The following is an 11604-nucleotide window of genomic DNA, read 5'->3' on the forward strand; positions in this document are numbered from 1 at the left end:
ACCGCTTCGCCGCAGCATGTCTGCGCAAAAAATCGGCATTTGTGCAGCAGTTCGGCGCAATGGCGCTCTTTTGTGCAGGCAATCCCGCAGCGATTCTTCCCAATTCTTCCTGTGCCATTACGAGGATCCGGACGTTTTCGCGCTCGCCCTGACCATGCGGCTGATGGGACGCAAGGTCATCAACATGAACGCCTCCAAATACGACGACAAGCCGCGCGTCCTGTGGCGGGAGATGGTCAAGAGCGTCTTCTACGCCCCCTATCAGGCGGGGATCGGCGGCAGCCACCGCACGGTGGATTATTTCCGCCTGCTGGGGCTGCCGAAGGAGCGGCTCTATATCGGCTATGACACGCTGTCGCTCGACCGAATCCGCCGGCTGTCGGGGATGGAGCCGGCCCCCGGTGGCGTTCCCTTCGCCGACCGCCACTTCACCATCATCGCGCGCTTCGTCCCGAAGAAGAACCTCTTCCGGGCGGTCGAGGCCTACGACATCTACCGCAAGCTCGCCGGTCCGGCCGCCCGCCCGCTCCATCTCTGCGGCTCCGGCCCGCTGGAGGCCGAGCTGCGGGCCGAGGTGACCCGGCGCGGGCTGGACGAGGCCATCGTCTTCCGCGGCTTCCTGCAGGAGAAGGGGATCGCCGAGACGCTGGGCTCGACGCTCTGCCTGCTGCTGCCGTCGCTGGAGGAGCAGTTCGGGCTGGTGGTGAACGAGGCGCTCGCCATGGGCGTTCCGACCATCCTGTCCGACCAATGCGGTGCGCGCGACGTGCTGATCCGCAGCGGCTTGAACGGCCACATCGTGGAGCCCGACAACCCCGAGGGGCTGGCGCGCTACATGCTGTCGGTCGCGGCAGACGAAGGGGAGTGGCGCCGCCTGAGCCTGAACGGGCGGCCCTTCCAGGCGTTGGCCGACGCCAGCTTCTTCGCTCAGTCGGTGGAGAAGGCCGTGGTGGCGCTGGGCGGTCCGAAGGCGGAGCGCAGCGCGGACGCGGATTATGTGTCCGACTATTCCGCCGACCCGGAGGGTGGCCAGCATGGCCGGTCGACCGGAGCGGCCCTGACCGGGAGTTGACGATGGAACGGAACGCGCGCACCCATGTGGTCGTCTCCGGGCGCCTGCCGCCGCCGGTGGATGGGATGAGCCGGGTGACGGCCCTGGTGCTGGAGCGTCTGCAGGACCGCATGCGGGGGCGCGGCCGCGTGGAGGTCGCCGACCTGTCGCCCGGCTGGAACGGCGGCGGCGTCGCCTATCACCTGCGCAAGATGACCCGGGTGTTCGGCACCATGGGCCGGCTCGCCGCCGGGCTGCGCAAGCCCGACCGCCGCTTCTACATGCCGGTGGATTCGGGCTGGGGGACGCTCTACACCGCGGCATTGGCCGGAACGGCGCGGCTGTTCGGATACGAGCGGGTGCTGCACCATCATTCCTTCGCCACCATAGCCAAGCCGACCTGGCGGATGCGGCTGCTGACGCGCGTCGCCGGCACCGACTGCACCCATGTGCTGCTGTGCCCGGCGATGCAGATGCGCTTCCAGTCGGTCTATCCGGCGGCGCGCAGCTGCATGACGATGTCGAACGCCATCTTCTCCGTGCCCGACGCGGTACCACGCCCACGGCGCGACGGTCCGCTGCGCATCGGCCACCTGTCGAACCTGTGCAGCGACAAGGGGCTGGACACGCTGTTCGCCCTGCTGCGCGCCCTGCAGGTCGAAGGGGTGGAGGCCAGGCTGGTGCTGGCCGGGCCGGGCCTGAAGCCGAAGGACAACGCAATGATCGCCGCCGGACTGATGGCTTTCGATGGGGCGGTGGAGTATCATGGCCCGGTCCATGGCGAGTCCAAGGACGCCTTCTATCGCGACATCGACGTCTTCGTCTTTCCGACCCAATACCGCAACGAGGCGCAGCCGCTCGTCCTGTTCGAGGCGATGGCCGCCGGTGTCCCGGTGCTTGCCTACGAGCGCGGTTGCATCGGCTCCGATATTCCGGCCGACGGTCTGGTGCCGCGGAACACCGATTTCGTCCGGGCGGCGACGCCGATCCTGTCCGCCTGGGCCGACGACCGCGAGGCGCTCGCCGCCGCTTCGGCCCAGACCCTGACCCGTGCGCGGGTGGCCTATGAGACCAGCCGCACCGGCCTGGACCTGCTGCTCGACCGCATCGCCGGCCCGCATCCGGCCGCAGCATCCGCCAGCGTGCCGGCCAAGCGCCGCGTGGCGGGGTAGGGGACGACCTCTGGGGGAGGGCGCTATGCCCCGCCCCCCGGCAGCCCTCCCAATGGCAGCGCCGTCTCGAACTTGATTTCCTTCAGGGCGAAGTTGGAGCGGATGCGGACCTGGAAGGGCAGTTGGAAGACGAACTCTTCCAGAAAGCGGTTGTAGTCGGCGATGGCCCGCACCGCGACCCGCAGCAGATAGTCCGCATCGCCCGACACCGCGTAGCATTCCAGCACCTCCGGCCGCTTGCGCACGGCGTCGATGAAGATTGCCGCGGTCTCGGCCGAATGGCGGTCGAGCGTCACATGGGCGAAGACGCATTCGCCGACCGACGCCGCCTTGGGATCGACCAGTGCGGTGTAGCGGCGGATCACCCCGGTTTCCTCCAGCGATTTCAGACGGCGCCAGCAGGACGACGGCGATGTGCCGACGCGGTCGGCAAGCTCCTGCACGGTCAGGCGCGAATCCTCCTGCAGCGCGACCAGGATCCTGATGTCGATTTCCGACAGAGCGGCGCTCAACGGGAAAATTCTCCGGATTAGACGGATGAATCGGGAAATTTTGCCAAAATCATAGGTGTGCCGGGTCTACTTTGAAAGCTATTTCCACAGACAGTCCGTCATACTGATCGCAGAACAAGCCAATTTGAGAGGCGATCATGGCCGACATGTGGGACAATCCGATGAAGACCGATGGGTTCGAGTTCATCGAATTCACCGCGCCGGACACTGTGGCGCTGGGCCGCCTGTTCGAGCAGCTGGGCTTCACCGCCATCGCCCGCCACCGTTCCAAGGACGTGACGCTCTACCGCCAGGGCGATGTGAATTTCATCGTCAATGCCGAGCCGTCGGGTTTCCCGCGCAACTTCGCCGCTCAGCACGGCCCGTCGATCTGTGCCATCGCCTTCCGCGTCGCCGACGCCGCCTTCGCCTACCGCCGCGCGTTGGAACTCGGGGCCTGGGGTGTCGAGACCCGCGTCGGCGCCATGGAGCTGAACATCCCCGCCATCAAGGGCATCGGCGATTCGCTGATCTACCTCGTCGACCGCTACGCCGACCGCGGCAGCATTTATGAGGTCGATTTCGTGCCGCTGCCGGGTGTGGACCAGCATCCGAAAGGCGCCGGCCTGACCTACATCGACCATCTCACCCACAATGTCCACACCGGGCGGATGGAGGAGTGGGCCGAGTTCTACACCCGCCTGTTCGGCTTCCGCGAAATCCGCTACTTCGACATCGAAGGCAAGCTGACCGGCCTGCGGTCGAAGGCGATGACCAGCCCCTGCGGCAAGATCCGCATTCCGATCAACGAATCCGCCGACACCAGGTCGCAGATCGTCGAATATCTGCGCGACTACAAGGGCGAAGGCATCCAGCACGTTGCGCTGGGCACCGACGACATCGTCCACACGGTCGAGACCATGCGCGCCATGGGCACCCCGTTCCAGGACACCCCTGATACCTATTACGAGGGCGTCGACCGCCGTGTGCCGGGTCACAACCAGGATCTGAAGCGCCTTCAGACCAACCGCATCCTGGTCGACGGCGCTCCGACCGAAGGCCAGGGCTTGCTGCTGCAGATCTTCACCCAGACCGTCATCGGCCCGATCTTCTTCGAGATCATCCAGCGCATCGGCAACGAGGGCTTCGGCGAGGGCAACTTCAAGGCCCTGTTCGAATCCATCGAACTGGACCAGATCCGCCGCGGCGTGCTGGGCGAGAATGCGGCCTGAGCATCAAGCAGGCTTCCAGACAAGGTTCCGACCGCCGTCCGGCCCCAAGGCCGGGCGGCATTTCTTCCGCTATCGGATTCCCAATATAAATTTTCCATAATTCTACTTATGCGTCTTTCAAGTGTACGCGCGGTAGGTTCTATTCTGAAGTGCAACTTTCTTGTAATCACAAGGCTTTACGAGTCTTGAGCGCTGATGGGTGAGCATTGTTCCCAGATCGATTTTGCAAAGCGTCGCCGCGTCCAGGACGTGTGCGACGCTAACATTCCGGTGGCGTCGATCGCCGAGGCGTTGGGTCGTCGCCGGTCGACCATCCACCGGGAAATCCGGCGCAACTTCTATCACGACCCGTTCCGGGATCGCCGGGGGCAAAGAGTACAAGGGCTACTTCTACACCAGCGCCCAGAAGTATGTCCGTGATCGACGTTCTCTGCGTAGATTGAAACTGACGCTCAAGCCGGTTCTGCGCGACCACATGATCGTCAGGCAGCGGGAGGGTTGGTCGCCACAACAGATTGCTGGCCGCCTCAAGCCGGATGCTTCTGATGGCGCGACAGTGTCGCACGATACGATGGCAGGAAGCCGTCGTGGCCGGTGAAGGACGCCGTCCCTCCCGCCATCGTGGCGACAGAGATCGCCGGCCCCCGAAGAGCTGACCGCCGGCCTCGACGCCGACCGCGGCCGTCATCTCCGAGCAGCCGCATCCTGCATTCTGCCAGCCGGCATCAGCAAGGTTGAAACAGCAGATCCTTTGCGCCAGAGGGGCAACCTAGACCGACAGCTGACACTGCTGATCGGAAAATCACCTTAGCCCGTATAGACAAGCGCCGTCAGGCGGTGTAGGAACCGGTTTCATAGTGAGTACACGCTCACCTGACATCGCAACTCAGCCGACGGATGATTGCCGTATATGGCTCCACGCCTTGATAGCCGTACCCGTCGGCGCGCGATCCTCGATGCTGCCCTGCCGGTGTTCGCACAGAAGGGCTTCGCCGCGACCACCACCAAGGAGATCGCGCAGGCCGCAAGCGTGTCGGAAGCGCTGATCTTCAAGCATTTCCCGTCCAAGGCCTCGCTATATGAGGCGATCTTCCTCAACTGCATCGACGAAGACCCGGAATATGAACGGCTGGTCGCTCTGCCGCCGGGCACCGACACGCTGGTGCAGATGATCCAGGCGCTGGTGAGCTACTTCGTGATCGAGCTCCCGGCCGATCCGGACGAGCGTGCCCGCCACCGCCTGTCGATCATCAGCCTTCTGGAAGACGGCGAGTTCATGCGGCAGGTCTTCGAGGGCATTCGCAGCCGCTTCCTGCCCTACTTCGCCGCCTCCATCGAGACCGCGACCGCCGCCGGCGATCTGGCGCCGGGACCGGTCGATGCGGAGAACGGCTTCTGGCTCGCCGAACACCTGTGCGAGATGATGGCGACCGTCAGCCTGTCCGGCGGGGCCATCGTGCCCTATCCTTGCGGCCGTCCCGACCTTGCGCGCCAGACCATCTGGTTCATCCTGCGCGGGCTCGGCCTGAGCGACACCGCCATCGCCGCCCATGAAAGCGGCGGACGTTTTCCCTTCGTGCCTTCCCAGCCGCCGCCGGCACATGGCGCAGCCAAGCCCGCGCATGGCGCAGCCAAGAATGACGACCCCACACCCGAGAGACCGGAGTAGCCGATCGTGACCCTGGACCAATCGCCAAAGACCGAGACGTCATTCGGCCACCCGGCGTCCGAGCCGGGCCACGGACGGCCTCCCCCCGGCTCGCCGCCTCCGCCGCGCAAGCCGGTGACGCGCGGGCGGCTGACCCTGCGCATCATCATCACATTGATCGTGCTGGGATTGCTGGGTGCGGGGCTGTACGGCTTCAACAGCTTCCGCGCCAAGGCCATCGCCGATTTCTTCGCCAACAACAAGCCGCCGCCCACCCCGGTGGCGCTTGCCGACGCGACGGTGCAGACCATTCCGAAATACCTGTCGGCCATCGGCACGCTGCAGGCGGCGCGACAGGTGACGGTGGCTCCCGAGGTCGCCGGCCGAGTCGACCGCATCCCCTTCGAGTCGGGCGCCCGCGTCAAGGCCGGCGACCCGCTGGTGCAGCTGAACGACGCCACCGAGCAGGCCGACCTGCTGGCCCAGCGTGCCCAGGCGCGTCTGGCGGAGCTCAACCTGGAACGCTACCGCGACCTGCGCCGCAGCCAGGCGACGCCGCAGAGCAACGTCGACCAGTATCAGGCGCAGCTCGACGAGATCAACGCGAACATGAAGCGCACCAGCGCCCTGATCGGCCAGAAGCTGATCAAGGCGCCCTTTGAAGGCGACCTCGGCATCCGTCAGGTCAATGTCGGCGACTACGTCAATCCCGGCGCCACCATCGTGACGCTGACCGACCTGTCGCAGCTCTACATCAACTTCACCCTGCCGGAGCAGGCGCTGCCGAAGCTGTCGGTGGGGCAGGCGGTGCTGATCAACGTCGACGCCCTGCCCGGCCGCGATTTCGAGGCGAAGATCACCACCATCGAACCGCAGGTCAGCGCCGACACCCGTGCGGTGAAGGTGCAGGCGACCATGGACAACCGCGAGCGCCAGCTGCGGCCGGGCATGTTCGCCAATGTCCGCGTCGTCCTGCCGCCGCAGCCCAACACGCTGACCGTTCCGGAAACCGCGGTCGACTACACGGTCTATGGCGATTCCGTCTTCGTTGCGACCCGGCAGAAGGGCCAGGACGGCAAGGAGCAGATGGTGGTGGAGCGCAAGCCGGTGAAGACCGGCGACCGTCTCGCCAACCGGGTGGAGATCCGCAGCGGCCTGACCCCCGGCGACCGCGTCGTGGTGTCCGGCCAGCTGAAGCTCGCCAACGGCGCGGCCGTCGTCCCGGCGGACAGCAATCCGCTGACCCCGCCGCAGTCCCTGCCGCAGAACTGAGGACGACGCCATGGGCAGTTTCACCGACATCTTCATCCGCCGGCCCGTCCTGTCGCTCGTGGTCAGCCTGCTGATCCTGCTGGTCGGCGCCCGCGCCCTGCTGGAACTGCCGATCCGGCAGTATCCGCAGTTGCAGAACACGGTCATCACCGTGACCACCAGCTATCCCGGCGCCTCGCCGGAGCTGATGCAGGGCTTCATCGCCACCCCGATCGAACAGGCGGTGGCGACGGCGGAGGGTCTCGACTACCTCACCTCCTCCTCGACCCAGGGGCAGAGCGTCGTCACCGCCTATGTCCGGCTGAACTTCGACCCCAACGTCGCGATGACCGACGTGATGGCGAAGGTGCAGCAGGTCAAATACCAGCTGCCGCGCGAGGCCAACGACCCGGTCATCCTGAAATCGACCGGCGAGACGACCTCGATCCTCTATATGGGCTTCTCCAGCCCCGACCTGTCGGGGGCGGCGATCTCCGACTACCTGACGCGCGTGGTGCAGCCGGTGCTGTCCACGGTGGAGGGTGTGGCGCAGGCCCAGATCCTGGGCGGCCAGACCTTCGCCATGCGCCTGTGGCTCGACCCGGCCAAGATGGCGGCGCGCAACATCTCGCCGGCCGACGTGTCCGCGGCCATCGCCGCCAACAACTACCAGTCGGCCCCCGGCCAGGCGAAGGGCGTCTTCGTCATCTCCAACGTCACCGCCAACACCGGCCTGACCGACGTGGAGCAGTTCCGCGACATGGTGGTGAAGGCCAAGGACGGGGCGCTGGTGCGCATGCGCGACATCGCCACCGTCGAACTCAGCTCCAAGAGCTTCGATGCCAGCGTGGCGATGAACGGCCAGCAGGCGATCTTCATCGGCGTCGACAGCACCCCCACCGGCAACCCGCTGAACATCGTCGCCGACATCCGCAAGATGGAGCCGGACCTGCGGCGCAACCTGCCGCCCGGCATGAAGATGGAAATCGTCTATGACAGCACCCGCTTCATCCAGGCGTCCATCGACGAGGTGGTGAAGACGCTGGTCGAGGCGGTCGCCATCGTCATCGTCGTCATCTTCCTGTTCCTCGGCTCCATCCGCTCGGTGCTGATCCCGGTGGTCACCATCCCGCTGTCCATCGTGGGTGCCGCCACCTTCATGCTGGCTCTGGGCTTCTCGCTGAACCTGCTGACGCTGCTGGCGATGGTGCTCGCCATCGGCCTCGTGGTCGACGACGCCATCGTGGTGGTGGAGAACATCCACCGGCATATCGAGCATGGCAAATCGGCGGTCGCCGCCTCGCTGATCGGCGCGCGCGAGATCATCGGGCCGGTCATCTCGATGACGATCACGCTGGCGGCGGTCTATGCCCCCATCGGCCTGCTGGGCGGGCTGACCGGCGCGCTGTTCCGCGAGTTCGCCTTCACGCTGGCCGCGTCGGTGATCGTGTCGGGCATCGTGGCGCTGACGCTGTCGCCGATGATGTGCTCCGTCATCCTGAAGGAGGGAAAGCCGGGCCGCTTCGCCGCCTTCCTCGACCGCCAGTTCGAGAGGCTGGCCGGCTGGTACGAGCGGCGGCTGCACGGCATGCTGGACTATCGCGCCGCGACCCTGCTGTTCGCCGTCGGCATCCTGCTGTCGGTCGGCTATCTGTTCGCCAACACCATGTCGGAACTGGCGCCGGAGGAGGACCAGGGCATCCTGTTCGGCATCTCCAAGGCGCCGCAATATGCCAACCTCGACTACATCGACAGCTTCGGGAAGCAGATCGACGAGACCTTCGCCAAGTTCCCGGAGACCGACACCCGCTTCGTGCTGACCGGCATACCCACCCTGAACCAGGGATTCGCCGGCATGATCCTGAAGCCGTGGGGCGAGCGCGGGCGGTCGGCGAAGCAGCTGCAGCCGCTGGCCCAGGCCGAACTGGGCAAGGTGACGGGCATCAACGTGTTCCTGGTGTCGCCGCCGGCCCTGCCCGGCTCCACCGGCGGCCTGCCGGTGCAGATGGTGATCTCCAGCCCCGGCGATTACCGCACCATCTTCGACGCCATCGAGCGGATCAAGGACGCCGCCACCAAGAGCGGCATGTTCATCGTCTCCGACACCGACCTGAAATATGACAGCCCGGTCGTCCGGCTGAAGATCGACCGCGCCAAGGCGGCCGACCTCGGCCTGTCGATGAAGTCGGTGGGCGACACGCTGGCGGTGCTGGTCGGCGGCAACTACGTCAACCGCTTCAACCTGAACGGCCGCTCCTACGAGGTGATTCCCCAGGTGCCGCGGGCCGAGCGCCTGACGCCGGAGTCGCTGACCAACTATTACGTCACCTCCGGATCGGGCGCCCAGATCCCGCTGTCCACCGTGGTGTCGGTGGAGACGGCGGTGGAGCCGAATGCGCTGAACAAATACAACCAGCTGCCGTCGGCCACCTTCTCCGCCGTGCCGATGCCGGGCGTCTCCATGGGCCAGGTCGTCGACTTCCTGGAAGCGCAGGCGCGCGCCCAGCTGCCGGCCGGCTTCAACCACGCCTACCTGTCGGAATCGCGCCAGTTCGTGACCGAGGGCAACCAGCTGATGGTCACCTTCGCCTTCGCGCTGATCGTGATCTATCTGGTGCTGGCGGCACAGTTCGAGTCGCTGCGCGACCCGCTGGTGATCCTGGTGTCGGTGCCGATGTCGATCTGCGGCGCGCTGCTGCCGCTGTTCTTCGGCGTCTCCACCATGAACATCTACACCCAGGTCGGGCTGGTGACGCTGATCGGCCTGATCTCCAAGCACGGCATCCTGCTGGTGGAGTTCGCCCGCGAGATGCAGCTCAACGAGGGCGTCGACCGCCGCACCGCCATCGAGCATGCCGCCCGTGTCCGCCTGCGGCCGATCCTGATGACCACCGCGGCAATGGTGGTCGGCCTGCTGCCGCTGCTGACCGCCGCGGGCGCCGGTGCGGCCAGCCGATTCTCCATCGGGCTGGTCATCGTGTCCGGCATGTTGATCGGCACGCTGTTCACGCTGTTCGTCCTGCCCGCGGTCTATACCGTGCTGGCCAAGGACCATTATGCCGCCTCGCGCTCCGGCCGGGCGGAGCAGCTGCGCAGCATGACCTGACCCGCCGTCCCGCACCCTTCGACGAAACAGCCCCCTCCCATCCGGGAGGGGGCTGTTTTCGTTTGCGCGGCCCTCACCCCGCCAGTTCCACCGGCACCGGCAGATCCTCGCCCTCCGCTTGGCGGAGCATCCAGATCATCCAGCGCTCGGTGCGGATCAGCAGACGCCGGGTCTCGACGCTGTCGCAACCGCGGCTGTGGTCGCGCAGCAGACGGATGGCGCGGCAGATGGCGGAATGCGGGTCGCAAGCTCGGTCCGGCACGACGGGGATCCTTTGCGGCTATAGGGGCCCCTTAGACACATAGCGGACACTCCTGCAATCAAAGCGTGATCTTTCTCGGTTTCCGTTCGATTCTTATTCCGCCTCCGTTTCAAAGTTGCGTGCCGTGAACAGAATGATGCGGCCGGCGACGCACAAATCTCCACACGGAGTCCATAGCGCCGAAACCCGATATCCTTATGCGCGAAGATGACCTCCCTGCGCGCTCTTGCCCCTACCTTCGGTATTTATCGGATGTTATATCTTTCGCCCTAGATCTGCGGTCGGGCCGTCGCCGTCACGAATGCTCTCCATTGGCGCACCGGCATTTCACACCTGCACATCGTAGGGATCCGAAACCCATGACCAAGCGCCTGTTCTCCGGCCTTGCCGTGCTCTGTTCCGCCATCCTCTGCGGCCTGACGGTCGCGGCACCGTCCCCGGCCCTGGCGGCGCAGGAGCAGGCGTTCCGCATCGGCATCGCCCCGCACACCAGCGCCCGCGTCATCATCGAACAGTACCAGCCGGTACGCCGCGCGGTGGAGGCGGCGCTGGGCCGGCCGGTGGAGATCATCACGGCGCCGGACTTCACCGCCTTCGCCCGACGGGCGGTCGACCAGGACTACGACATCGCGGTGACCACCGGCCATCAGGCCCAGCTGCTGCGCAAGGACGCCGGCTATCTGCCGCTGCTGACCTACAGGTCGGACTTCCGCGCCGTGCTGGTGGCGGCGGCCAAGGGGCCGTACCAGACCGAGGCGTCGCTGGCCGGCACCACCGTCCTCGGCCTCAGCCCGTCGTCGCTGGTGACGCTGTGGGGCCAGCATTGGCTTGCCGACCGGAAGCTGCCCAACGTCCAGATCCGCTATGTCAGCGCCGCCGACAGTGTGGCCCAGCTGATCCTGGCCGGCGATGCCTCCGCCGGCTTCATGTCGCTGGCCAACCGCGCCAAGCTGGCGCCGGAGGTGCAGGCGCAGCTGTCCACCATCGCCGAAAGCCAGCCCATGGCCGGCCGCGTCTATATGCTGAACGGCAGGCACGCCGCCCTGGCGGACCCTTTGCGCAAGGCGCTGTTCGCCTTCGGCGAGACGGCGGAGGGCAGGAGCTATTTCGACGCCAACCAGCTGGGCGGCTACCGCCCGGTCACCGGCGAGGAGCTGGAGGCGATGGAGCCGCTGGCCGACGAGGTCCGGGGCGTCCTGAAGGCCGGGAAATGATCCTGCCCCGTCTGGCGCCCTGGAAGACGCTGCGCGGACGCATGCTGGCCGCCGCCATGGCGGTCGAGGCGATCATGCTGACCCTGCTGGTCGCCAACAGCGTGCGCCTGCTCTATGGCAGCCTCACCGAGCAGGCCAAGCTGCATGCGGAACAGGTGCGCCGGTGCTAACGCCGCG

Annotated in this window: 10 protein-coding genes and 1 pseudogene; 9 read left to right on the plus strand and 2 right to left on the minus strand. The window is 66.2% G+C overall.

Going from position 1 to position 11604, the window contains the following annotated elements; genetic code table 11:
* The first annotated feature begins 163 nt into the window (after positions 1–163).
* Both I71_RS00160 and I71_RS00165 read left to right on the plus strand, forming a co-directional pair.
* A complete protein-coding gene (locus I71_RS00160; RefSeq protein WP_244433521.1) occupies positions 164–1072 on the plus strand; it encodes a glycosyltransferase in 909 nt (302 codons plus the stop codon).
* A gap of 2 nt (positions 1073–1074) precedes the next feature.
* Positions 1075–2223 carry a glycosyltransferase family 4 protein gene (locus I71_RS00165; RefSeq protein ID WP_042688573.1) on the plus strand — a complete coding sequence of 383 codons (1149 nt, stop codon included), beginning with the start codon at positions 1075–1077 and terminating at the stop codon, positions 2221–2223.
* A 23-nt stretch (positions 2224–2246) separates the two neighbouring features.
* Here I71_RS00165 and I71_RS00170 read toward each other — a convergent pair whose 3' ends face one another.
* Complete coding sequence (locus I71_RS00170) at positions 2247–2735, minus strand: Lrp/AsnC family transcriptional regulator (RefSeq protein ID WP_042688574.1); 489 nt, start codon at positions 2733–2735, stop codon at positions 2247–2249.
* A gap of 137 nt (positions 2736–2872) precedes the next feature.
* Here I71_RS00170 and hppD point away from each other — a divergent pair, with 137 nt between their 5' ends.
* The 5 genes and pseudogenes from hppD to I71_RS00190 all read left to right on the plus strand — a co-directional run bounded on the left by hppD (position 2873) and on the right by I71_RS00190 (position 9951).
* On the plus strand, positions 2873–3946 hold the full coding sequence (hppD, locus tag I71_RS00175; RefSeq protein ID WP_042688575.1) for a 4-hydroxyphenylpyruvate dioxygenase: 1074 nt from the start codon (positions 2873–2875) through the stop codon (positions 3944–3946).
* 195 nt (positions 3947–4141) lie between these two features.
* Positions 4142–4520: pseudogene (locus I71_RS35410) on the plus strand (helix-turn-helix domain-containing protein); the annotation flags it as partial.
* A gap of 336 nt (positions 4521–4856) precedes the next feature.
* A complete protein-coding gene (locus I71_RS00180; RefSeq protein WP_042688576.1) occupies positions 4857–5615 on the plus strand; it encodes a TetR/AcrR family transcriptional regulator in 759 nt (252 codons plus the stop codon).
* A 6-nt stretch (positions 5616–5621) separates the two neighbouring features.
* Positions 5622–6866 carry an efflux RND transporter periplasmic adaptor subunit gene (locus I71_RS00185; RefSeq protein WP_244433522.1) on the plus strand — a complete coding sequence of 415 codons (1245 nt, stop codon included), beginning with the start codon at positions 5622–5624 and terminating at the stop codon, positions 6864–6866.
* Between the two features lie 10 nt (positions 6867–6876).
* On the plus strand, positions 6877–9951 hold the full coding sequence (locus I71_RS00190; RefSeq protein WP_042688577.1) for a multidrug efflux RND transporter permease subunit: 3075 nt from the start codon (positions 6877–6879) through the stop codon (positions 9949–9951).
* A gap of 73 nt (positions 9952–10024) precedes the next feature.
* Here I71_RS00190 and I71_RS00195 read toward each other — a convergent pair whose 3' ends face one another.
* Complete coding sequence (locus I71_RS00195) at positions 10025–10213, minus strand: hypothetical protein (RefSeq protein WP_042688578.1); 189 nt, start codon at positions 10211–10213, stop codon at positions 10025–10027.
* A 359-nt stretch (positions 10214–10572) separates the two neighbouring features.
* On the opposite strand from I71_RS00195, the gene I71_RS00200 reads away from it, so the two are divergent.
* Positions 10573–11427 (plus strand): phosphate/phosphite/phosphonate ABC transporter substrate-binding protein, encoded by an 855-nt coding sequence (locus I71_RS00200; protein ID WP_042688579.1) that lies wholly within the window; start codon positions 10573–10575, stop codon positions 11425–11427.
* Positions 11424–11597, plus strand: coding sequence for a hypothetical protein (locus I71_RS38055; protein ID WP_159107325.1), 174 nt, complete (start codon positions 11424–11426; stop codon positions 11595–11597). Before I71_RS00200 ends, I71_RS38055 begins: the two co-directional genes overlap by 4 nt.
* Positions 11598–11604 lie beyond the last annotated feature (7 nt).

The sequence above is a fragment of the Azospirillum sp. B506 genome (assembly GCF_000333595.1).
GTDB lineage: Bacteria > Pseudomonadota > Alphaproteobacteria > Azospirillales > Azospirillaceae > Azospirillum.